Below are 24,441 nucleotides of genomic sequence, written 5' to 3'. Positions count from 1 at the left end.
AAAATGTAATAATGACGAACGTTATAGTCAAGAATAGCTATATGATAAAGTTTCAAGTCTCTATTTATTTGAAATACAGAACAAATACATCTTAAAATCCGGAAAAAACAAAAACCAATCAGAACAAGCGCGAAATACACCAGTTTGATTGGTTTGTTATAGGATGTTTATTAGATATTATTTCTCAAACTCAGCCAAAAACTTCTCTAGTTCTTCCTGAGCTTCAGGCGTTGTGCCTATGGGCAGACCCAGCATGTCAGCAAGTTCAGCTGTTTTACTTTCAATCTCCTTATTAGTACGATTGATATTGGCGACAATCTTTGTTAGTGGGTACATCCGCCGAATTCCAGAGATACTGATAAAACCCCTGGGATATTTGAATTGTTTTTTGTGTCACTGTTCTCTTTTTAGTTATTGGGTTTGTGAAACAGCAGAGCGGTTATCAATAGCCCCTGCTTCTAGAAATGCCTTGCGGATCTTGCAAGAGTTTTTTTTATAAAGTAAATAATATAGTTCTCCTTACACAATTTAATATTCTATTTTTTGTTGAATTGCTTCTATTTTCTCTACTATTGACTCATCAGTAGTATTTGATACTTGTTTGATTAGTTGATTGTAAAATTTTTTAATATCTAGATCATTCAAAATATGCCACACCTGAGTATTTTCTAGTGCAATTTCCAAAAGATCTTCTATTTCTTCAGACTTCCAAATAGTATATTTTGATAATTTCTCAACAATAGCATGAGTATTTTTGAAGCTACCGCTACTTTCTAGTGAGTTGATTAAGTCTAACTTTTCCTGCTCTTCTTTGGGTTTTTCTTGCTCAATAGCTTCTTTTAGGTTATTATACTTTTTTTCATATAGTTTTTCGTTATATACAGTTTTATCAATAATCATTTTTACTAGTTCGTCAAGTTCACTGCCTTCTGAATAATCTGCAGGAGCAAAATAAGAAATACGATTATCCCTCATCATTTTATAGACTTTCTTCTTAGCCTTCACTTCATCTTTTTCATTTGGATTAAACACACCAACAGAATATCCACCTTGAGAATTCACCAATTTCATACAAGGAATATCTGTATCACTGCCCCCTAGATAAACCATATTCCGAAAAGGAACTCTGATTTCATCAGGTGCAAAGGAATCATTAACAGCCTCATCGTTAACATCAAGAACACCCTTTGAAATGCGAAAAAGAAACTGCGTCTTATTAGTATAATTAACTACTTGAGCAGGCCAAACAGCTACCCCATCCTCATCAAAATAGAACGATGTTGCGTATAGTTCTTTAAACTCTTTCGCAATTGATGTTCCTTCTATCATCTCTTTTAATCCTGAAGATATAATATAATGTTCGATAATAATCCCTTTTTCTGCTCCATATTCTCTTATGCGATCAAACCATTTCTCCACACCTGGGAAGAGTGCTACTTTAGATCCATAGTCAGCTAACTTTTCTTTTGTAAAGACGATTTGCCCACGTGCTTTTTTCTTCATGGTATACATATAAGCAAGATTTCTATCCATATTATTTGCTGTAGCGCGACCATTTGACTCTGTCCAGAAGTCTCCAATCATATCGGTCCCTTCTGGTTGTACCGCTTGAATATATCCTTGGGCTTGCATATCATCTGGAGAGAGAGTTTTATCAAAATCATAGCAAAGTGCAATAACTGGTCTTTCTGTTTTCATTTCGCGTTTAAAAACTTGATCTGACATGTTCATACCCTTTCTAATTCTAAAATTGATTAATTACATTTTTTGAAAAAGTTTGGATTTTATGTAACTAACTTATATCATTGATTTTTTTGATTTTCACTCTTTAACAAATTTACTAAATCTAAATTTAGAAGTACTATTTTCATTTATCTACTCTCTACAAAAAATATAGTCATCAAAATCATCTATGTTAAAATTATAATTCATTGAGAGTTCAGACATCTTAGTTTCATTAATCAGCATACTCTCATCCAGTCTTTTCTCTAAACTTAGCCATTGAGAATTCCAAATTAATTTCTCCGGATTAACGACTTTTTGACAAATAGGGCTTCTGAACTTCTTATCCCTATTATTTATTACAGAAATATTTTGTAGCCAAATCTCTACAAAATCTGCATTAGGTAAGGAACTACATTTAGAAATGATTAAGTCAATTATTTTTTCTATCTCGTCAATATCATCTAAGAACGAAAGTAGCTTATGCAGAATTGCTACACAAATTTGAATAGTTCTAGGGTTTTTAATCATTATAGAGGTAACAATACTAATTAACTGCGGGATGTCATCTAGTTGATTTTCATCAACATTCAGTTTCATTACCCTATTCTTATAGAAATCTTTTAAAGCAACCAACAATTGGCCACAGTTTGGAAACTTATCACCTAATATTTTTATTTGGAGCAAATGCTTCTGAAGAGTTAATTTATAATAAAATTTCCTTTCAGTATAAGTCTTTTCTGCGATTATATTATCTAGTTCTCTTATTATTTCTTTAGTAACTATTGTTTCCCGCTCTATTAAATTGGAACTTTGAACTGTCCAATATAGTTTGTCAGGCTTAATTCCATCAATTATAATGTCTGTGCATAAAAAGGTCTTTTTTGAATTTATTTTTAAATTTAAATCCAATAAAACTTCTGAAAGTAATTTCATTATTTTTTCAGCAACATCTAAGTGATTAGAAAAGATCCGATAGTCATCTCGATATCTCAATATTTTAAATTCTTTTTCAATTTTAGCCTTCTCTACTAATTCTAAGAGTTGCAAATCAGCATACCCTAAAACCATTTCAGCAATAAAATCCATTAGAACACTCCCTTGAGGAATCCCATTGGTTTGGCCGCCTTGAAGAGATTGGATTTTAGTATCAATCATATTTCCTATTCCATCTTTAGAATGTCTATGTACCTTTGCCCATTCTTTACCATGTAGAGCCCATGAAATTGTATGTGTATAAATTGAAGGGTAGCAATCAGTTATATCTGATTGTATACAATACTCAAAATCTAAAGACATTTTTATTTGTGCCTGTTCTAAATTCTTCCACCACGATAAAATTTGTACCGTCTGATCACTTTTTTGAACAGTTGATTCTATAGGAATTGATGTACAAATCACTCGATCATCTTTTTGAAATTCTTTAAACCTTTTTACTATACCATCCCAATTTTTTTCCAAAGTAATTTGATTCACTAAATCCACATAAATTATCGGGTGAATTAATGTCAGCGGCCTCCAAGAGTACTTCGCATCTTTATTAGACATTATTTTAATATTGGCATCTACGCAATCTTTTAATAATTCTCCATCAAAGTTAGGATTTTTACTTCTTTCTTCTTGTATAGTTTTTAAACTATATGAAATATCTTCTAATTTTGAATTGCCAAGCATTTTTTGCGCTTCTCTTATCATATTAGATAACTCAAAATATTCGGGTAACTGAGTACTAAAATAAGAATTTGCTTTTAAAAAATATTTTTTGGCCTCTTCTCCGCTCATTTCTAAAATAGTCTTACTTGGCATAACTTCTCTACTCTTTTTAACTGGATACAATAAACACACATGAACATAGTCAATATCTCAATGAATCTATTATACCAATTATTTCACCATCTTTAAAGCTTCTCTACAACGAAAGGATAACTATCCAGCATTGCTAAGTCTATAAATGTTCAACTTCTCACACTCTTATCTCGTAATTTTATGAGTTATGAAATCTTCTGAATAAAACGACTGTTTTTTGCTTTAACTCTTTCACAAATTCAGAAAAGATTTGCCACCTATTTTTATACCAAAAGATTTGAATAGAATCTTTTTCTTCGCCGGCTTTATTGTAGAGTTTTAAAACTTCTTTGTCGCCCTGAATTTTCTTTATATCAAAATCAATGTTTCTTGTTTGATCTTCAAAATATAAATCAAATTCACTTTTATTCATCAAAGGTGTAAAACTGATAGATTTTTGTTTACCATCTTTTTTTATAAAAATGTAACTATCATAAAATTTCCCAAATCTCTTCTGAATTATTGAAATTGAGACTATAAATAGTATAAATGCTACCATCAAGGACACATAATAGTCTATAAATATTAATAATAAGTTAATAAAAATAATAATTCCTATATCAATACAAATTGTATAAAGCATACCTCGAATGGTATAAATTCTTGTTATGGTCCAAACTATTCCCCATAAAATGAATAATACGATAGCAAAGAAAGCTAAGTATACATCCTCCAACTGAGCTTCCGCATTTTTTCCAATTACAAATTCATAGTAATTTTTTTCAGATAACTCAGCCGGATGATGAATGCTAAAGCTCATTTTACTAGGCAAAACTAACGAAGATTTGCTAGGTATCGTTTTAATCGTGTAATGGTATTTACTGTCATTTCTATAAAGATTCCTATCATATACTCGCTCAAAAAATAACTGACTGCCCTCTTTTAATACAATCTTCTGATTTGGTTCTATTCCCCATTTACTATCATAATAGGAGGTAAAGAACTCATTTGTAATTAACTTATCTTTTTTCTTATTTTCAATATCAAATTTCTCACCCTTATGTATAGAGAAGATGGTTCCTGCAGGTAATGTAACTGGATTTCCAGATTCATCTACTAACTGATCTGTGAGTTCCTTATTAGAAGAAAGATAAATTTTTTCATTTGCTACAAAAGGATAATCAATATCATACGATGAAGTCATCTGTCTATATATAAGCTGAATTGATAGTAATACCATTGAACAGCTTAATAAGACAAAAAGTCTTAAAATAAATGAAAATAACCTAATTTTCTTATTTTCGCTTTTATTATCAGTAATATAAGATTCTGTCACTTCATAACAAAACTGATACCTTTCGCATTTCTTTATATTGTATTTTCCATCAATAACCGTAACTTCTCCCATTTTGTTTATCATTTTTGAAAAATAGAAACTTGTAATCAAACCCGAAATTAAAAATACTGATAAAAATATCCAAAGCCGGAATTCATCCGCAGGAGAAAATCTGATAATTTTAATTAACACAAAGACGATAGAAAGGAAAGCGAACAAAGATCCGCTCCAGAACAATGATGATAAAAATTTGGAAATCTTCTCTTTATTTGAATCTCCTTCAACAAAACGATTATCAATAAACATTATCTTAATGAGAGTAATTGATGACACAACTATACCAGGCAATGATAACCAATTCATTTTCCTTCTCCTATTTCTTAATTTTTTCTATTTATTATATCACTTTCTTATAGATAGAATAATTACGCCTAAAATAAAAAAGCTAATGAAATCTTATATCTCATTAACTTTTATTCTTTATCCTGCTACTTTCGGTGCTTGTTCCGGTTTGGTTTTTTTATTTGGACTGGCCAGGCGGCGCTTGCTGTCTCGGATAGTATTGAGATCCTTGAGGAGTTTGGCAAAGTGAGTCTTCTCTGGATAGGCTTCGCAGTATCGCGCATAAAGAGGTCATAAGTGCGGGAGATTTCCGTACGCAGCTGCTTGGTCTTACCGACTTCTTTGCTGGACTTGGCTGCACGCGCTAGGGCTTCGGCCTTATCATAGTCTTCCTGAGCAATCGTCACTGCGCTAATCACAGGTGAGAGTCCCAGCGTAGTCACTGCCGCATTGTAAGGCTCTTCCTTGAGGGTTTTGAGGAGACTCTTAATCTCAGCAGTGGCGACATCGTTATTATGCTTGGTGATATCCTTGTACTTAGTCAGGACTGTAGCCAGTGTCTCATGCGCTTCCTTAAACTTTGCTTCCTTTATCTTGGCAAATCCCCTATGCAGGGTAAAGAGTCCGACCAGAGCGCTATCCCGCTCCTTGTCTACCTCTGCTAGACTTGTGGTCTGTTTCTTTTCCACGCTGGCTAGCTGTTTCTGGAACTCTTCTAGCTTGCTCGCAAAGGGCTCCAAGTGCGCGCCATACATCTCTTCGTTCTTGTTTGACTTGACAAAGTCTGTGATGATTTGACGAGAATCTGTCATCAAACTTTCAAACTCACGGTGAGTAAAGTTGCTATAGGTCAAGGGACGAATGGTGTAGTTAGTAGTCATAATAAAACCTCTCCAATAATTTGATAAACTAAGTATAGCATGTGGCAATAAATCTTTCGCATGGCTGCCCTGAAATGTCATTTTTTATCCCTGAAATAGCACCTTTTCAAAATCAAAGACATAAAATATCCCATTTGATGATTTCTTTAACTTCGGATGGGGATTGTTTCTCTTAAAAAATGAATTATCAAGGCATTTCACGCTTAGAATTCTTTAAAATTTTAACAAACGCTGGTATTCAAACTTCAGAAAACCTGTAAATTATAGCAAATCGTATCATCTGACAGATAGAAAGCACGTATTTCTTCACAAACAGGACTATTCGAAAGCTAGTTTATCTAAATATTTTAGTAAATACTCGTATTCGGCCTTTTGATTGATTAGATATTTAGCCAGAGTTTACTCTTCGAAGTTTTGATAATTATCTTTCAGTTTTATCTCCCTACTCTCAAGGACTCGATACCTTCTTCAATCAGTAGGGTGTAATTTCCAATTCTTGGATCTTCTTCATCTAACTCCCCCATCTTAGTGTTTCGTTGGATATTGGTCGTACTTTACACCTCTCATTATAGCACAGAAGCACCTTGTTTTATAGTTTCTTCCGATAGTAGATATAAAAATCCCCAGCTCTTTTCAAACCGGGGATAGCTTTAGATTTTTAATTCATACACTTCCTGCCAGCCGGCTGGTCCTAATATCCGCTGGGGCTGTTTGCTAAAACCAGTCTCTCGGTAGAGATAGGAAGCGACTTGATTCCTCTCATTGACGCCTAGTATGATACTTTTATACATAGGCAAATATTCTCTTATGAAATCAGGCAAGAGCTTCAGCGTCTGACTACCGTACCCTCGCATCTGAAAGTCTTCATCCGTTGAAAAGCTGCGAAGTAACAGGCTATCTGACTGACCGCCATAAGTAAACTTCTTTTCTCCAGCATCCAAGATCAGAAAGGTTACGATTTGATGTTCTTCAAGACCCAAGATAGCATAGCGATTTTCTAAGTCAGCAACAGCCTGACTAGGATGATTGGTAAATCTCAAGTCGGTTAAATGGTAAGACTGCAAGGCTTCTCTATCTGAACTTCGATAGAATCGGATTTGCATCTAAAAATCCATCCCATCCGGATTTGGAGCGCCACCGGTCAAACCGCTGACATTTTTGAGCACTTCCAAGTCTGCATCATCTAGCTCGATGTCAAAGCAGTCTAGATTGCTGGCGATCCGGCTCGGAGTGACCGACTTAGGCAGGGGCAGGAAGCCTTCCTGCAAGCTCCAAGCTAGCGCGACTTGAGCAATAGTCTTACCATACTTGTCTGCCACAGTCTGCACGGCTGGATTTTGGAAGAGTTCACCTTGGCCAAATGGTCCCCAAGCTTCCAGTAAAATCTCATGCTCACGGCAGAAGTTCACCGCCTCTGTCTGATAGACACCTGGAGCCAGGCGGATTTGATTGACAGCAGGAGTCATACGTGCTGTTTCAAGCAAGGCTTCTAAGTGATGAGGCAGGAAATTGCTGACGCCAATCGCTCGAATCTTGCCGAGATTATAAAGCTCTTCCATAGCCCGCCAGACTTCGGCATTGCGCTTTTTCCAAGCATCGTTTTCCCTCAGGGGTTTGGGATTCGGCCAGTGGATGAGGTAGAGATCCAGATAGTCCAGTCCCAACCGCTCCATCGAGGCAGCAAAGGCCTCTTGAGCTTCCTCGTAAGTATGAATGTCATTCCAAAGCTTAGTCGTGATGAAGAGCTCCTCCCGCGGAATGCCGCTGTCCTTGATTGCCCGTCCGACGCTCTCCTCGTTCTTATAGATAGCTGCCGTATCAATGTGCCGATAGCCTGCCTTAAGAGCGGCTAATGTTGCCTGATAGGCTTCTTCGCCATCCTGAGCCTTCCAAGTACCGAAGCCCAGCACCGGAATGCCAACACCATTGTTCAAAAGATATTCTCTCATCTCATGTCTCCTTTACAAGTTCCATCTACTGCCTTCAGCAAGGCAGCTGCTACAGTGTTCACAAGAGCAGAACTGCTCACTTCTTTTCCTTTTTCTTCAGTATTGGCTTAGGCTTGAAGATATTTTCCTTGGTCGGCTCCATGCCTTTACTGAAAAAGCTATAGATAATGAAAGCAACTCCTGCAACAAGGATCAAGATTCGTCCAAAAATCAGTCCCGCCAGCAGCAAAACAAGTCCCATTATCAAAAATTTCGCATCAATTCGTTTCATAGTCTACTCCTGTTTACATTATAGTCTCATTATAACACGCCTAAGAAAGCAATTCAAATCTAGAAGAAGGCTATCAAGTAGCTTGACAAGCAAAAAGAACAGGTTGCCCTGCTCTTTCTGAAAAATATAAGGAGACTAATTTAAAATACCTGCGGTTCTCATACATGGAATCGTTCTTGACCATCAAGATAAGTAGCTACCAGCTCTAAATCTTTATCTAAAACGATAAAGTCAGCATCGTAGCCTTCCTTGATCTGTCCGCAGACATCATCAATATGGACTGATTTTGCTGGAATCAGGCTAGCCATCATGACTGCCTGATGAGGATTGGCAATGCCCCATTTGACCACATTTTTCAATCCGTCCTTGAGCTTGAGGATAGAGCCAGCTAGATTGCCCGTTGACTTGAGCCGAGCTGTTCCATCCGTCACAACCACTGGAAATTCTCCCAGCATGTAGTCACCATCTTCAAGACCTCCTGCGGTCATACAGTCTGTTATGAGGGCAATATTTTCATGTCCCTTCTGCTTGAGCAAGATATCACAGGCCTTAGGGTCCACATGGTGGCCGTCACAAATCAATTCTGCATAGGTGTGGGGCAGCTCATACATGGCACCAACCATGCCCAGCTCCCGGTGGGTCAAGCCCCGCATACCATTGTAAGCATGCACCCAGACACTAGCACCTGCTTCGACCGCAGTTTTGGCTTCATCAAAGGTCGCGTTAGAATGCCCCAAAGCAACGGTCACGCCTTCATCAGTCAGCGTGCGGACAAATTCCTCTACGCCATCACGTTCTGGCGCGAGAGCAATCTTATTGAGCAAGCCATTTGCGGCCTTTTGCCAAGCACGAAACTCATCCATGCTAGGATCTTTCATATAGGCCGGATTTTGAGCGCCTTTATACTTCTCGGTGAAGTAAGGTCCTTCAAAATAGAGACCGCGAATCTTGGCCCCACTGGCTTCTTGATAGCGTGCACCGATATTTTCAGTTACTGCTAAGAGCCGCTCATAGGATGAAGTCAGGGTTGTTGGTAAAAAGCTGGTCACACCGGTAGTCAAGAGACCCTCACTCATGGTATGAATAGTTCCTTCGATGTTATTATCCATAACATCAACACCGCCGAAGCCGTGAATGTGAGTATCCACCAGACCCGGCGCAATTGAGTAGCCGCTGTAATCTATAACTTCTGCATCCTGCGGAACAGACTGCACCAGCTTGCCAAACTTGCCGTCAGTCAGCTCTAAATAACCGCCCTGACGGATTCCCTGAGGATAGAAAAATTGATCTGCTTTGATATATGTAGGCATAAGACTGCCTCCCTTGTTCTTGAATGCTGTATTCTCGGCCATTCAAAGTGGAAGTCTGTGATAGAGCTAGCATCTTTCTATAGCTGCTTTCTAACTCCCGCTTTTGAATCTCTGAGTTTTCTTGACTATATTATAACTCTTTCTTTTTTATTTGTAAATGGTATATACCTATTTTTGCGAAAAATTGTTATATTAAATTTAAAAAAAAGAAAACCCAGCCATGACAGCTGAGTTTCTGCTTTATTTTTTCTCTAAATCACGCAGCATCTGGTCGATTTTATTGCCATACTCAATGGATTCGTCCTTGACAAAGGTCAAATCTGGAATCTTGTACATTTTCAGATTGTGACCCAGCTCACGCTTAATGGTACCAGTCGCTTTTTCCAGACCGGTCTGAGCTTTTTGATTATCAGAGGCCAGATTGCTCATAATCGTGTAGTAGACCTTGGCCATGGATAGGTCGCCCAGCATTTGGACATCGGTAATGGTCACTCCCTGCACCCTCGGGTCACGAACTTTCTTCTGCAAGATTTCATTGACTTCGCGCTTGATTTCCATACCCACACGGTCTGTACGAAAATTATTTGCCATGAGATTTCCTTTCTAATTTTTCTTTTCTGCAATATAAGCTAGGCCTAGCCTAGCTTATATGTTTTGTTTTAGTTGAGTAAGATTCGTTTTAAACTTTTTGTGAAAAAGGATGTGGAACTAAAAATATAGACTTCCACCAAAAATGATTTCACTGCGAGTTTTTAACCTATTTCTTATCTTATTTCTTAATTTCTTCCATGATGTAGGCTTCGATCGTGTCATCTACTTGGATGTCATTATAGCCATCAATCATGAGTCCACCTTCACGGCCGTTAGTAATTTCCTTAACATCATCTTTGAAGTGCTTGAGGCTGGCAAGCTCCCCATCGTAAATCACGACGCCGTCACGGATAACGCGGACCTTAGAATCACGGGTAACTTTACCGTTGATAACCATAAATCCACCGATAGTACCAACCTTGGAAACCTTGAAGGTCTCGCGGATAAGAGCTTCCCCTATGATTTTTTCTTCGTATTCTGGATCCAGCATTCCCTTCATGGCATCTTCCATTTCTTCGATAACCTTGTAGATAATGCTGTGGAGACGGATTTCGACATCGTCAGCTTCTGCCTGTTGGCGAGCTTGAGATGTTGGACGAACGTTAAATCCGATGATGAAAGCATTTGAAGCTTCTGCCAGTGTCACGTCAGATTCATTGATAGCACCAACTGCTGAGTGGACGATTGTAATCTTAACGCCTTCCACTTCAATCTTCTGCAGAGAAGCAGACAGGGCTTCTACAGAACCTTGCACATCAGCCTTGATGATAACATTAACAGACTTAACTTCACCAGCTTTGAGGGTATCAAAGAGATTTTCCAGACTAACGCGGTGAGTAGCTTGACGCTGTTTGAGAAGGGCACGTTTGGCACGTTCTTCACCGGCTGCACGCGCAGCTTTTTCATCTTCATAGACCGCAAAGTGGTCACCAGCCATCGGAGTTTCATTGAGACCAGTGATAGAAACCGGTGTAGATGGTCCGGCCACTTTAACGCGACGGCCCAGGTCATTGGTCATAGCACGAACCCGACCGAAGGTATTACCAACAACGATTGGATCCTGCACATTCAGAGTTCCCTGCTGAACCAGAAGGGTTGCGACAGCACCTTTTCCTTTATCCAAACGGGCTTCAATAACTGTACCAATCGCTCGAACAGTCGGATCTGCCTTGAGTTCTTGGATTTCAGCCACCAAGAGGACTGTTTCCAGCAAGCTATCGATATTTTGATTGAATTTCGCTGAGATTTCTACAAATTCAGAATCTCCGCCCCAAGCTGTTGACATGACACCATGCTCAGCCAATTCACCAATCACGCGCTCAGGATTCGCTCCTGGCTTATCAATCTTGTTGATGGCTACGATGATTGGGACATCGGCCGCCTTGGAGTGGTTGATAGCTTCAATCGTTTGCGGCATAACACCGTCATCAGCCGCTACGACCAGGATAGTGATATCCGTAACAGAGGCACCGCGGGCCCGCATAGAAGTAAAGGCCGCGTGTCCAGGCGTATCCAAGAAAGTAATCTTCTTGCCGCTTTCCTCAATCTGGTAAGCACCGATGTGTTGAGTAATACCACCTGCTTCACCTGTAGCTACGCGAGAGTTACGCAGGGTATCCAAGAGGGTTGTTTTACCATGGTCAACGTGTCCCATGATGGTGACAACTGGCGGACGCTCTACCAAAGCATCTTGGTTGATAAAACCTTCTTCTACGAAGAAGCGCTCAATGTCAGCTGTGTCAACTTCCACCTTCTTCTTAGCTTCGATACCGTAGTCCACCATGAGGAGCTCAATAGTATCACCGTCAAGAGATTGGTTTTGCGTTGCCATCACGCCCATCATAAAGAGCTTCTTAACAATTTCAGCTGGCTCGCGCTTGATCCGTTTTGCAATTTCTGCAACGGTCATTCCGTCTGTATATTCAAATTCAGTTGGCAACTCATGGAACTTACGTTCTGTAACAGGTTTTGGTGCCTGATTATTGTTGCCCTTTCCTTTTTTATTTTTCTTGTTTTTATTCCAATTACTATTTCTTTGATTTCTCACTTGATTTTGACTGCTTCGATTCTTTTGTTGTTTTCTTGGACCTTCTTCTTCGCGATCAAAATCATCGCGCTTCTTATCTGGTCGAGCTTGCTTCTTACGACGCGTATCCACAGCGGCTGGCGCTGGGCTTGGATTCGCTGCTGGCGCAGATGGAGCTGGTGCAGGCTGAACTGGTACACTTGCTTCTGCCTTAGGCTGCTCCTTACGGCGATTTTGCCGTTCCATAACTTCTTTTGCTTCCTGAGCTTGCTTAAAGCGTTCCTCGCTGGAGCGAGCGTATTCAGCATTCTGCTCTGCTTTCAAAGCTGCTGCCCGGGCCTTAAAGTCAATCTTGGGTCCTTGAGGCTGTTGGCGGTTTTGACCATTAAATCCTTGATGATTCTGACCATTGCGGCGGCCGTCTTGACCACGATTATCGCGACGGTCATTTGGACGATTGCCCCTATCTCGGTCGTTGCGGTTTCCGCGATTCTTATTTCGATTATCGCGATCCTCGCGCTTGCCTTGCTCTTTGTTTTGCGGTTTGCGGTTGCCTTGCTGCTTACGACGTTCTGCCTCTTCTTTGGCTCTCGCTTCACGCTCTGCCTTAAAGTTCCGGCTTTGCGGGCGCTTGACAGGCGCTGCCGTTTCTGCTTTCGCTTCTGGCTTAGCAGCTGCTTTTGCTTCTGTCTGTTCTGCCTTGACTGGTGCCGCCTCTTTGGCAGGAGTTTTTTGCGGTGATGGCTGAGCTGCTGTAGGCTTTTCTGCAGTAGCTTGAGGTGTGGCTGCTTTTTTCGTAAAGCTGGATTTGATTCGTTCACCAGCGTCAGCTTCTACGCTGGATGAATGACTCTTGACATCCAGACCCAGCTCCTTCGCACGAGCCACTACCTCCTTGCTTTCTTTTCCCAGTTCTTTGGCGATTTCATACAATCTTACTTTAGACAAATCTTGTCCTCCTCTTCTATTACATAAGAGACCTCATTTTCTTTGTAAAACCAGCATCTGTCACGGCGAGCACTTTTCTGGCCTTGCCAATGGCAGAGCTTAATTCCAGTGTTGAAAACACGGTTGATACTTCTACTTGGTAGTAACGACTTTTATCAGTGATTTTCTTGCTGAGATTAGGAGCTGCATCCTGGGCCAAAAAGACCAGATCTGCTTTTCCCTCCTGAATAGCCTTGACGGTCAGCTCTTCACCAGAAATGATGCGGCCGGCCCGCTGAGCCAGTCCCAGCAAATTTGCAAGTTTCTCTTTATTCAAGACCTAACTCTCTTCTTTTGACCTTATGATCGACATAAGCGATTAATTCATCATAGAAAGCCTCATCCACTTCCATATTAAAGCTGCGGTTAAAGACCCGCTTCTTCTTAGCTTGAAGGGCTTCCTGATTATCCAGCTTGATATAGGCTCCACGGCCGTTGGCCTTGCCTGTCGGATCGATAAAGACTTGACCTTCCTTGTTCTTGACAATCCGCAACAAATCACGCTTGTCAATCACTTCATTGGACACCACTGATTTTCTTAAAGGGATTTTTCTTGTTTTTGCCATTCCAGCCCCCTTAGTCTAGTTCTTCAGCTTCGCTTTCTAAACCAGCTGTTTCTAGTACAGTTTCCTCTGCAGCTGCGTCAAATTCTGTTGCTTCTGCTGCTGAAACTTCTGTCTCTAGGACATCTGCATCCGCAAGAATTTCTTCAGCCTCCTGAGCAAATCCGCCCAGTTCATTGGCTGCTTCCATTTCTTCAAACTCTGTGGCAGACTTGATATCGATTCTAAAGCCTGTCAAATGAGCTGCCAAGCGTACGTTCTGTCCGCGACGGCCGATAGCCAGAGAAAGCTTGTTGTCCGGTACGACAACCAAGGCCCGCTTGTTATCTTCTTGATTAAAGATAACCTGGTCGACCTCTGCAGGAGCAATAGCGTTGTAGATAAATTCAGCTGGGTCTGCTACCCACTCAATGACGTCGATATTTTCTTCAGTCGGTACCATACGGCCACTCTTCGGATCGTATTTGGCAGGATGGAACTTGCTAGTAATTTTCTTGATATTGGCTCCACCGCGTCCGACGATTGTACCGATGGCATCCACATTAGGGTTGTGACTGCGAACGGCTACCTTGGTCCGATCGCCCGCTTCCCGTGACACGCTCATGATTTCTACAGTTCCGTCATAGACTTCAGGGATTTCCTGCTCCATCAAGCGCTTGATCATTTCTGGATGGCTGCGGCTGACAAAGACATTGACACCGCGAGGATTGTCTTCTACCTTGTATACAAAAACTTCGATACGGTCATGAGAGGCAAAAACCTCACCAGGAATCTGGTCTTGTTTCGATAACTGCGCTTCAATGCTGCCAAGATTGATATAGATAAAGCGATTGTCAAAGCGCTCCACCGTTCCTGACATGATTTCATTTTCATGCTCTTTATAGGTATTGTAGGTGATTGCTCGGGTCTGCTTACGCATCTTTTCCATGATGGTTTGCTTGGCAGACTGAGCAGCGACCCGGCCAAATTCAGCTGGCGCTTCTTCAAACTTGATTTTATCTCCCAATTCATAAGCTGAACTGATAGCCAAGGCATCTTTGAGACTGATTTCCAAACGGCTGTCAAAGACCTCGTCCACGACTTCGCGAACAGTATAGACACGGAAATCTCCTGACTTTTCGTCAAACTCAATGGCTGCGCTGTCTGCCTGACCATAGCGACGACGATAGGCTGAGCGGAGGGACTCGGTCACTGCGTCAATGATATCTTCTTTCTTGATTCCTTTGTCTTCTTCCAGAATGCGGAAGGCCTCTAGCATTTCTTTACTCATTTTCATATAACTTTTGCCGAAACAAAAGTGTTCCTTTCTTTTCTATATTGCTTCTGCGGCTAAAACTTAACGGCTAATCTGGCTTTGGAAACCAGACTGTAGGGAATTTCGACTTCTTTTCTGCGAGTCTTGTCCAGATATTCCATGTGCAGAACTTCCTCTTCAAAGCTCAGCAAGGTGCCTTCAAAGACTTTCTGCTTATCAACAGCCTTATAGAGACTGACATGGATATAACTTCCGACTGCATCGGCCAGCTGTTCCTTGGTCTTGAGCGGGCGCTCCAAGCCAGGACTGGTCACTTCCAGAAAATACTGTTCCGGGAAAGGATCTGGCTTGATTTGATCCAAGAGCGGACTGATAATATCCGTCAAATCCGCTGTATCATTGACCGTAATGCCCTCAGGCTTATCCACAAAGACACTGAGAACGTAGTCTCCGCCCATCTTTCCGTACTCAATATCGACTAACTCATAGGGAGCCAGAATAGCTGGTTCAATAACCTCCCTCACCAATTCAACAATCGTTGCGATATGACGACACCTCCTCACAGATAAGAGGCGAAGATACTTCCTCGCCTCTCTTTCCTTATTCATTATTAGTATTATAGCACGACAAGTCCCAGAATGCAAGGGAAATGTGCCATGCAAGCTTGTTAAGACGGAATTCCACTTAAAACGATCTTATTTTTAAGCAAAATTCTTTCCTAATAATAAAGTCTTCAAGGAGTATTTCCTCAAAGACTTTTTCTTATTCAAACGCTGCTTCCACCCGGTAGATAACTTGTCCTTTGTTAGCAAATTTCTGCTCATACTCAGTCAGGACATTGTCCTCGAAGTCGCTGGCATGCAAATCCAACCACACACCCTTTAACTTCATACCATACTGAGAAAAGCTTACTAGGCTATATTCAAAAAGGCCACGGTTGTCCGTTTTGAAGTGGATTTCTCCATTTTCTGGCAAAATCTGCTGATAGGTCGCCAGAAAGGACTGATAGGTCAGACGGCGCTTTTCATGACGTTTCTTGGGCCAAGGATCCGAGAAGTTCAGATAGAGGCGGTCAATCTCGCCCTCTTCAAAATAATCAGTCAGATCCGAACCGTCCACCCATAGAAGCTTGATATTGGGCACATCCGTTGCTAGCACCTTGTCCAAGGCATAGCTGAGAACCGATTTCTGAATATCAATCCCGATGTAGTTGATCTCAGGATTGGCCTTGGCCATACCGGATACAAAAGCTCCTTTACCGCTGCCAACCTCTACATGAATGGGATGGTCATTGCCAAAAATCTCCTGCCAACTGCCCTTGGCGTCTGCCGGATTTAAAATCACATACTGGGGATGCGCCTCTAGCAGTTCCGTCGCTCCCTTACGATTCCTTACTCTCATTGTCCTCTTCCGTATTTGGAACGGAAGTTTCGTAATGCGTAAATCTCCCGGTTCACATTTTCTAAATCATTATTTTCATAGTATTTGGCAATCTGCATCAGATAAGAATACTGACCAAACCAGTATAGCTTATTGAAAACAGTCTGATTATACTTATATCCATAAGCGCTCAGCCACTCTTGCCAGCCTGAATCGGGCACATAATGGCTCAAAATATGAGCCACATCCATCATCCTGTCTGTCAGACGTACAGAATCCCAATCCACTAAGTAAATAAGCCCGCTGTCGGTCTCTACCCAGTTACTGTGGCGCACATCTCCGTGAACGATGGTCGCGTAGTCCTCACGAAAGGCAGGCACAGTCTGGCGTAGGTCGCGGATAACAGATTGCAGATATTGATTATTCCTCAAAGCAAGTGGCACTTGATTGAGCCATGCATTCAGCAAATCAGTTGGCGTTTCCAAAGTATAGCCCAGCTTGGTCAGCTGCGTCATCAATGGGCGCGAGCGATGCAGCCGTGTCAAAATATTGATTACTTGCTTTTTGGACATATCATTTGGGGTCAGAATAGTGCCTGAAAGCCATTCCTGTCCGCTCATAACGTTGCCGTCCGGCATCCGGCGGCTCCACAAAAGCTGCGGTGCGATTTGTTCTCGAGCTAAGCCTGCTAAGATAGGGGTTGTATTCATCTTGACGAAAACGCGCCCCCCGTCCGGATAAGTCCCCATATAGGCCTTTCCGCTCTTACCAGCTATCGGTGTCAGGGTCAGCTCGTTATCAACCAAGTCCATATTTCCCCTCCGTAAAAAGTTTCTTTATCATTTTACTAATTTTACCTCTTTTAGTCAACCAATCTCCGTAACTTAAACGGCAGATAGAACAGATAGAGTAGGGCAGTCGCTCCCAGCATGGCCAGCACTGCTGTCTTGTCTTGAAGAAATAGCAAAGCAGTCATCACTTCAGCCAAGAGAACGCTGCTGCCAATAGATGTGATAATTTGTCTTGCTCCCTTCAGCTTTTCCCCTCTTTCTATCGGAAAAAGCTGGGTCAAAAACTGATAATCAAAAGCTTCGTACAAGGCTGTCAGCTGGAAGAGCAAGAGGTAATTGAACAAGACCGCAAAAGCTGCAGCAATCCAAGCTTGACTGACAAAAACCAAGGCCAAAAGAGCCAAAAAGAGCAGTCTTAAGGTCAGAGCAAAGAAGTCTCCATTTCGCAAGTAAGAACGCAAAAAGAGATTCTGCCAGGTCTTGTTATGCTGCTTGCCCACAAGTCTCGTCAAACCATCCAGATAGGCCCGGCGCTTGACACTGTTTGAAATGCCTTTAACATTGGTAAAGAGAGCAAAGAAGCGCAGAATCGTCTGCTTTCGGGCTGCTTCATAAGCCACCAGCGCTTGCCAATCTATGCCATTTTCAGTAAAGAACTTCTTGGCCTTAGCCTGAAACAAAAACCATTTCAAGACTAGCATAAGGAGACAGTAGAGCACGAAGCCCCAAACAGGCAATCCCAGAGCCAGAAAAAGCGGGGCTAACAGTAGCAATAGCCCAGTCTGTAAGACTGCGTACAAGAGATAGGAACGTAGAATCTGAGCCTTGATAAAAACCCTGACTTCTGCTTCTCTGACCAAGAGAAAAAGAGCATCCGGCTTTTCCAGATAGGTCGCAATCCGTCCAAAAGGCAGGATAAAGAGCGATAGAATAACCAGACTAGCAATAATGGGGAGGTGATTGGTCGGAAAATGCCGCAAAAGCTGACTGTACTGAACACCTAAAAATCCCATAAAAATCAGAAGAAAGAGCACGAAATGATCATTAAAAACATAACGCAGGTACTTCAGGCACTGCTGACGAAAATCCTGCTTTCGTTTGGCAAATAATTCTTTCATAGCACTGCCTCTTCTGTCAGGGCTAGATAGATGTCATTCAGACTAGCATCCGGCATTTGAAATTGAGCCCGCAACTCAGTCAAGCTGCCCTTGGCACGTACTTGACCCTTGTGCAAGATTACAAAACTATCGCACATCTTCTCAGCAGAGTCCAGAACATGGGTGCTCATCAGAATGGACTTGCCCTTCTTCTTCTCATCATCCAAGAGCTGGATAAGGTCTGCAATCGCTACCGGATCCAGACCCAGAAAAGGCTCATCTACAATAAAAAGGCTGGGATCAACTACAAAAGCACAGATAATCATCACTTTTTGCTTCATCCCCTTTGAAAAGTGAACAGGGAACCAATCCAGTTTTTCCTTGAGTCGGAACATTTCCAGTAGCTTATCCACGCGTTTAAAAGCTGTTTCCTGCTCAATGTCGTATGCCATAGCTACCGTTTCAATGTGCTCGCGCAGGGTTAATTCTTCGTAGAGACTGGGCGTTTCCGGAATAAAACCGATTTTCTTGCGGTAATCACTGGGATTAGTCCGCAGCTCCAGTCCATCAATCTGAATCTGCCCCTTATAAGGGGTCAAAAGACCGATAATCTCATTGATAGTCGTGGACTTGCCCGCACCGTTGAGACCAATCAGACCAACCAGCTGGCCATTGCCCACTTCAAAGCTGACATCCTTTAAAACCGGGATATTAACATAGCCGCCCGTAAGCTCTTTGATTTCTAACATATTTTCTCCGAATTCTGGTATAATGGTTCTTATATTATAACAAAATCTAGCGAATAGAGGTACCATTTATGGCTGATTGTATTTTTTGTAAAATTATTGCCGGAGAAATCCCTTCTTCTAAAGTCTATGAAGACGAGAAAGTCCTTGCTTTTCTGGATATTTCCCAGGTAACACCAGGTCATACCTTGGTTGTCCCTAAAGAGCATTTCCGAAATGTGCTGGATATGGATGCCGACAGCACCAGTCAGCTCTTCGCTCGCGTACCTGACATTGCTCGAAAGGTCATGAAAGCCACAGGTGCAGCTGGTATGAATATCATCAACAACAACGAAGAAATTGCTGGACAAACTGTCTTTCATACCCATGTGCATTTGGTACCGCGCTACAGTGATGCAGATGACCTCAAGATTACTTTCGCAGCCCACGAACCAGACTTTCCATCTCTGGCCGAATTAGCTGAGAAGATTGCGCAAGCTTAAGGAGAGAATATGAAACTTTCAAATATTTTCCTATTTATCGGTGCCGCAGCAGCCAGTTACAAACTGGTTGAAAACCGACAAAAAATTCAAGAAGAAATCATTGAAACAACAGATAGTCTAGACAAAGTAAAGGACAGTCTAGCAAATATTCAAAGAAATATTGCCATCATTCAAGAGCAAAAAGAGCAAGTCAAAGACATCGCTCAAGATCTTACTTATAAATATAAAGTCCTTGAAAACCAAGCTCAAGTGCAGATCCAGCAAGTCAAAGACATCTGGGAAAAGTACGAGTCGTGATAGAGAAAAACTCCAGCTAAAAACTGGAGTTTTTCTCTATCAAAAGGTGCTGTTTTTGAAATACGAAGTGGTTCTCTGAAAATTTTTTCTACATCTATTTATCGCAACTTATTATTCCTAATGAAACAGAGATTATTTTCCTTTACGGATATTTCGAAAAAGGAGGATTAGCATAAGGACAAATAGTCCTTCTAGAAAGAAGAAAGCAACCTCACTATTCATTATAAGGGAGTCAACTTCAATATTATATCGGCGTAACCCTGCTATATTGAAAAATAGAATCCTAAGAAATCGTCGAAGAAAGATAAACAGCTGCAAACTATAAATTATGAAGACCTTTTTAACTCCAATTATTAAACGTTGTTCTTTTGTAAAATAAGACATAGCAACAGCATTTAATAGCAGCATGACTGTTAGGCTAAGGGTGTCTTGCCGAAGAATCATAGGATCAAAGTAACTAAGTCTAAAGTGAATGAGAGGAGAAAATTGAAAAAGAAGAATCCCTATTAAACTTGGAAAGAAAATTTTCTTAAGCGAAGGCGGAAAGTCTAGACTCAATCTCGTAAAGGACAAAATAATGAGCAGGATAATCAGAATAATGCTATAGAATATGACAACACCTGAAACCAATTGGCTTCTTTTTGCCAAAGCAGAAAGAAAACCAGCAGAAAGAAAAATACCAACAGGAGTAAGCCAATCTAGTGAATAATTCCATTTTGGACCCTTATTAACCTTAAATCCATCAATAAAGCAGAAAAATGTTATAAAAGAGAGTCCAACGATAAGTCCAAGAGGTAAAAACGGAATGGCTAAGAAAAGGAATAAAATTCCCATAACCCACATATTGAGATTGTAGTAAAGTTTGGGCTTCATACCTCGAGCAAAATCCCCTTCTTCCATGGGTGTTTGTCGCATTCTCAATATATAATAGTAAAAAAGAGATACCATTCCTACATAAACCCAAGAATTTAATCCAAGATGTTGCTCTTGGATACTTTGTATGAGGCTAAATACAGTCAAAACAGCAAATACAAACTGCAGAAATTTATTGGTGAATATCTGTCTTTTTTTCCAAGATGAATAGGATAGTTTCGACTTCGGATAACTGAGCTCATAGGCATAGGCTGTCATCTCTTCAAGTTTCTTGTCCGTCTCCTCTGTCATCATATGTGGAGCAATTTTAGAAGTAGTAAATCTTCCAAGAACAAATCTCAAGACTTCTCCATCTGTGAAGCGTCGATACTCCTTGTATATCTGTTCAAACAAGACAGTTAGAATACGAGGCTTTTCTTTAAAATATTGCTTCCACTCATCCCAATCATTGATGAGTTCATCACTTTTCGTTAGTTTTTCAACATAAAGATAGCCTTCGTAATACCAATATTCAAAATTCTCCTTATTATCTAGTTCAAACTCTTTTACAACAGAAGGATAGGACTGAACAATATTCCAGAATTGTAGCTTTTTCAGATAGGGATTTGACTCCTCGTCACTTGAACGCTCTACAAATTGGAGTATCAGGGTTAAAACCTTTTTATTCTTTAAAGGATAGACATCCACTTTTTCTAACAAAGATAGTAAAAGTGATTGATCCTTAACCCTTTCAAAAAGAAATTGCCAATCACGCAATAGACTATAGTCGTCTTCATAATGAGCGTTTAGCAGTTCATAAAAAACTACCTCAACCTCATCAGGGTTATCTAAAGAGTATTGATTAAAGTCAACATTTTCACCAAGTTTTACCTTTAATTTCTTTAAGTACTCAGCTAGGTCATCAAACTGTTCACGATCCTCTTCAAACATTACTTGTCGCACCTTTTCAAGGATATAAGTTAAAGTAGGGACACTCTTAATTATGTGACGCTTCTGACTCACTTGAAACAGCACGACAAAAGCAAGATGCGGGTGCTTAAAAAAATCTATCCAAGATGTTAGTTGATTTGCTTTTTTAGAATCTTTGAGAATTTCTTGGCATAAAAGATATGAAGCGTAAAATTGCTCAGTCTCTTCTTTTGCACTTGCAATAGATTTCTGTTGTTCTACTGCCTCTGCCCTTTTGATTTCCCAATGATTCAGTTTGTAATAGTAACTCCAGTTGCGAAAATCAGGGACATAGTCCTTCAGTAAAGGTATGATGATAGAGAATTGTTCAGACTTGTTAAAAATATAAACATCCATTTCCTCTAGGACAGTTTGAACAGCACTCATGTCATATCTATACTGACTAAAGAACTGGCTCCAAAGATTTTCTTGCTCTTCAAAGCTATAATCAGCATTGCCGATTATACTTTCAATCGAATTCCGAATTATATACGAAGTTTCATTATAGCCGCTAAAATCCAGGGTAGACTTTGCGGTTTCTTCTTGTAACTGCGCTTCCTCCACCTTCAACGTTTCAAAGTTTAGAGAAGTCTCTGGTTCTTCATAGTTTCCGATTGAAGCAGTTGAGCTTTTATAGTCACTAAAGTCAAGTAGAGACTTTGCACCTTCCTCTTGCGACTGCTCCTCTTCTATATGTAAAGTATCAAAATCAAGGGAACTTGAAGCAGAGTCTTGGGTTTCCTCACCTGTCTGACTTTCTTGCTGATGGGAAATCGGTTTTCTTAGACCAGTCTCTGAGCTAGCATTGATTGATCTTGCATAATCTAAGGCTACTTGATAGGCTTCAACAATTTGCTGATAGATTTCTGGTTGGTCTTCAGGATGATAATGTCGAACCAGCTCAGCATAACGTCTCCGAATTGCTTTGACATCATGAGTTGGCTCAATACCTAAAGTTTCCCATATACTCATATTTTCTCCTCTCTTACAACCCTCGTTCTAGATAATCTAAGTAACGAGAAAATGACTGGTAAACCTTAGGTAATTGATAGACAGACGCCTGTTTGATCTCTTCCTCAAATCTCTTTGTTTCCTCCATCAGATTATCTCTTCTCCTGCCGAGTAGCATACTATAGACGCGATTGGCCTTCTCAATCAAGAAGCGGTAGACCTCTGTCTCCTGTGCATTAATCTTATAGCGAGATAATTCAGATTGTTTGACCTTGATTTCCTTTTCTGTCAGCGTAATACTATCTTGCAAGATGACATGGCTAAAGATTTCTTGAGTTGAGTCAATTTTCACTTCCACATCCAATATTCCATTAAGATCATAGGTGAATCGGACTGTAAAACCTTCATTAGCTCGATAATTTACAGGAACTGGAACTTCCAGTTCTCCTAAGAATAAGTTTTGGGTCGCCTTCATCATCTCGCCTTGGTAGACCTTTATCTTCACCTGGCTCTGTCCCACTTCAGCAGTATAGTAATGCTCCAACCGCGAAGCAGGGAGGGTGGAATTTCGCTCTATTATTGGTGAAAAATGATCACCGACTACCTTAATACCGAGTGTGAACGGGCAGATATCAGAAAGCAACAGGTCTCGTATCTCTCCTTGACGTTGCTTGATTCCTGCAAGGAGCGCACATCCTCTTGCAATCATCAGATCAGGATCATCAGATACTTGCACCTTTTGATCAATACAGTAAGATAGAAAATCCTGAACCAATCTCAATTTTGAAGTTCCTCCAACTAGGACAAAATTATCAGAGGTTACATAGCTAAAACGTGCATCCATTAAAGCGCGGTCTAAAACTGCCTTAACACGGGCTAACAGAGGTTGACAAAGCTCATAAAAACGCTGATAGGTCAAATTTAAAGAATATTTCTGTTCCTGGTCAAGTACTGACATTTTCACTTCTTCTTTGTCATTCAAGTCCAACTTAGTTTTCTCAGCTTGCACCAAAATTTTGCTATAGAATTCGCGCGAAATGGAGTCCTTGGTCAATTGATTGAAGACTAAAAATTCCTCAGCAATAGCTGCAGTGAAATCCTCTCCTCCCAAACGATTGTCACCTGCTATAGACACAATCTCAACAATATTATCAAACAACTCTACAACTGAGATATCCAGAGTACCTCCACCAAAATCGACTACAATGAAAGATTGATCCTCTTGATGACTCATGGAGCTTTTAGCAAGGGCAGCTGCAGAAGGTTCATTGATAATACGATCAATCTTAACCCCTGCAAATTTGCCTGCTAGTTTTGTCGCATAGCGCTGAGCATCATTGAAATAGGCTGGTACACTAACGATAACTTCATCAACTTTCTCTCCAAGATAAGTTTCTGCATCATCTACCAACTTTCGAATCACAAAAGAGCTTAATTCTTCAGCCTTATAAGTTCTATTTCCTAGTCTTAAGTCGTGCTTAGTTCCCATAAAGCGTTTAAATTGAGAAACAGTCTTGTCAGAATGAGTGACCAAGCGCTCCTTAGCGATTTTCCCAACTATGATTTCGTCATTATCGTCTAAGGCCACAACAGAAGGAGTCAAAAACTCTCCAAAAGCATTTGGGATCAGCTTAACCTGACCGTCTTGATAAACTCCAACCAAAGAATTTGTTGTTCCTAAATCAATACCTACAATCATACTTCTTCTAACTCCAAATTTTTATACATATTCCCATTATACAGGAAATATTCTATTTTTTTAAGAAAAATCTGCTAGTCATACAACACAGGCACGAAAAAATGTATGCAACTTTTTCTAGCTACATACATTTTTCAAGATATTTTTGTTTTTACATTC

The 24,441-nt window shown here is 40.5% G+C and carries 22 protein-coding genes and 1 pseudogene; 2 read left to right on the top strand and 21 right to left on the bottom strand.

All coding sequences use genetic code 11. The features are described from left to right. Positions 1-177 precede the first annotated feature (177 nt). The 19 genes and pseudogenes from FKX92_RS08530 to FKX92_RS08440 form a co-directional block, all read right to left on the bottom strand. A complete protein-coding gene (locus FKX92_RS08530; RefSeq protein ID WP_187759413.1) occupies positions 178-336 on the bottom strand; it encodes a hypothetical protein in 159 nt (52 codons plus the stop codon). 192 nt (positions 337-528) lie between these two features. Further along, on the bottom strand, positions 529-1,725 hold the full coding sequence (locus FKX92_RS08525) for an HAD family hydrolase (protein WP_149566078.1): 1,197 nt from the start codon (positions 1,723-1,725) through the stop codon (positions 529-531). A gap of 150 nt (positions 1,726-1,875) precedes the next feature. Beyond that, positions 1,876-3,528, bottom strand: a complete 1,653-nt coding sequence (locus FKX92_RS08520) for an RNA-directed DNA polymerase (protein WP_149566077.1) — start codon at positions 3,526-3,528, stop codon at positions 1,876-1,878. 178 nt (positions 3,529-3,706) lie between these two features. Further along, on the bottom strand, positions 3,707-5,206 hold the full coding sequence (locus tag FKX92_RS08515) for a hypothetical protein (RefSeq protein WP_149566076.1): 1,500 nt from the start codon (positions 5,204-5,206) through the stop codon (positions 3,707-3,709). A 117-nt stretch (positions 5,207-5,323) separates the two neighbouring features. After that, positions 5,324-6,066: pseudogene (locus tag FKX92_RS08510) on the bottom strand (DUF6261 family protein). 650 nt (positions 6,067-6,716) lie between these two features. Then, positions 6,717-7,169 (bottom strand): N-acetyltransferase, encoded by a 453-nt coding sequence (locus FKX92_RS08505; RefSeq protein WP_149566075.1) that lies wholly within the window; start codon positions 7,167-7,169, stop codon positions 6,717-6,719. Beyond that, on the bottom strand, positions 7,170-8,015 hold the full coding sequence (locus tag FKX92_RS08500) for an aldo/keto reductase (RefSeq protein WP_149566074.1): 846 nt from the start codon (positions 8,013-8,015) through the stop codon (positions 7,170-7,172). It abuts the gene before it with no gap. Positions 8,016-8,091: 76 nt separating this feature from the next. Beyond that, positions 8,092-8,286: a hypothetical protein gene (locus FKX92_RS08495; RefSeq protein WP_002903311.1), complete on the bottom strand. Its 195-nt coding sequence runs from the start codon at positions 8,284-8,286 to the stop codon at positions 8,092-8,094. A 158-nt stretch (positions 8,287-8,444) separates the two neighbouring features. Continuing rightward, on the bottom strand, positions 8,445-9,596 hold the full coding sequence (gene nagA / locus FKX92_RS08490) for an N-acetylglucosamine-6-phosphate deacetylase (protein WP_149566073.1): 1,152 nt from the start codon (positions 9,594-9,596) through the stop codon (positions 8,445-8,447). Between the two features lie 240 nt (positions 9,597-9,836). Continuing rightward, the gene (gene rbfA, locus FKX92_RS08485; RefSeq protein ID WP_002893555.1) at positions 9,837-10,187 is read right to left on the bottom strand and encodes a 30S ribosome-binding factor RbfA; all 351 of its coding nucleotides are present in this window, start codon (positions 10,185-10,187) and stop codon (positions 9,837-9,839) included. 178 nt (positions 10,188-10,365) lie between these two features. After that, entirely contained in the window at positions 10,366-13,161 is a 2,796-nt protein-coding gene (gene infB / locus FKX92_RS08480) for a translation initiation factor IF-2 (RefSeq protein ID WP_149566072.1), read from the bottom strand. A 19-nt stretch (positions 13,162-13,180) separates the two neighbouring features. Beyond that, positions 13,181-13,477 carry a YlxQ-related RNA-binding protein gene (locus FKX92_RS08475; protein WP_149566071.1) on the bottom strand — a complete coding sequence of 99 codons (297 nt, stop codon included), beginning with the start codon at positions 13,475-13,477 and terminating at the stop codon, positions 13,181-13,183. Then, positions 13,470-13,766, bottom strand: a complete 297-nt coding sequence (rnpM, locus tag FKX92_RS08470) for an RNase P modulator RnpM (protein WP_002923338.1) — start codon at positions 13,764-13,766, stop codon at positions 13,470-13,472. The genes FKX92_RS08475 and rnpM overlap by 8 nt, the downstream gene beginning before the upstream one ends. 10 nt (positions 13,767-13,776) lie before the next feature. Further along, positions 13,777-15,033 (bottom strand): transcription termination factor NusA, encoded by a 1,257-nt coding sequence (gene nusA / locus FKX92_RS08465; RefSeq protein WP_262405264.1) that lies wholly within the window; start codon positions 15,031-15,033, stop codon positions 13,777-13,779. 59 nt (positions 15,034-15,092) lie between these two features. Further along, positions 15,093-15,581 carry a ribosome maturation factor RimP gene (gene rimP / locus FKX92_RS08460; RefSeq protein WP_032911855.1) on the bottom strand — a complete coding sequence of 163 codons (489 nt, stop codon included), beginning with the start codon at positions 15,579-15,581 and terminating at the stop codon, positions 15,093-15,095. A gap of 199 nt (positions 15,582-15,780) precedes the next feature. Continuing rightward, complete coding sequence (trmB, locus tag FKX92_RS08455; RefSeq protein WP_002926600.1) at positions 15,781-16,419, bottom strand: tRNA (guanosine(46)-N7)-methyltransferase TrmB; 639 nt, start codon at positions 16,417-16,419, stop codon at positions 15,781-15,783. After that, positions 16,416-17,210 (bottom strand): cell cycle regulator CcrZ, encoded by a 795-nt coding sequence (ccrZ, locus tag FKX92_RS08450; RefSeq protein WP_002893562.1) that lies wholly within the window; start codon positions 17,208-17,210, stop codon positions 16,416-16,418. The genes trmB and ccrZ overlap by 4 nt, the downstream gene beginning before the upstream one ends. A gap of 50 nt (positions 17,211-17,260) precedes the next feature. Then, a complete protein-coding gene (locus tag FKX92_RS08445; RefSeq protein ID WP_002926602.1) occupies positions 17,261-18,307 on the bottom strand; it encodes an ABC transporter permease in 1,047 nt (348 codons plus the stop codon). Next, entirely contained in the window at positions 18,304-19,035 is a 732-nt protein-coding gene (locus FKX92_RS08440) for an ABC transporter ATP-binding protein (protein WP_032908079.1), read from the bottom strand. Before FKX92_RS08440 ends, FKX92_RS08445 begins: the two co-directional genes overlap by 4 nt. A 68-nt stretch (positions 19,036-19,103) precedes the next feature. Here FKX92_RS08440 and FKX92_RS08435 point away from each other — a divergent pair, with 68 nt between their 5' ends. Both FKX92_RS08435 and FKX92_RS08430 read left to right on the top strand, forming a co-directional pair. Next, positions 19,104-19,514 carry an HIT family protein gene (locus tag FKX92_RS08435; RefSeq protein WP_002901341.1) on the top strand — a complete coding sequence of 137 codons (411 nt, stop codon included), beginning with the start codon at positions 19,104-19,106 and terminating at the stop codon, positions 19,512-19,514. 9 nt (positions 19,515-19,523) lie between these two features. Further along, entirely contained in the window at positions 19,524-19,811 is a 288-nt protein-coding gene (locus FKX92_RS08430; protein ID WP_002896907.1) for a hypothetical protein, read from the top strand. A gap of 132 nt (positions 19,812-19,943) precedes the next feature. On the opposite strand, the gene FKX92_RS08425 is transcribed toward FKX92_RS08430, so the two are convergent. Together FKX92_RS08425 and FKX92_RS08420 are read right to left on the bottom strand one after the other, a co-directional pair. Then, positions 19,944-22,604: a J domain-containing protein gene (locus FKX92_RS08425; protein ID WP_149566069.1), complete on the bottom strand. Its 2,661-nt coding sequence runs from the start codon at positions 22,602-22,604 to the stop codon at positions 19,944-19,946. Between the two features lie 13 nt (positions 22,605-22,617). Next, a complete protein-coding gene (locus tag FKX92_RS08420) occupies positions 22,618-24,282 on the bottom strand; it encodes a molecular chaperone HscC (protein WP_149566068.1) in 1,665 nt (554 codons plus the stop codon). Between the last annotated feature and the right edge of the window lie 159 nt (positions 24,283-24,441).

This window comes from Streptococcus sanguinis, from assembly GCF_008329445.1.
Taxonomy (GTDB): domain Bacteria; phylum Bacillota; class Bacilli; order Lactobacillales; family Streptococcaceae; genus Streptococcus; species Streptococcus sanguinis_O.
Note: the sequence above shows the minus strand (reverse complement) of the source record. Positions and strands in the feature narration are given on the sequence as shown.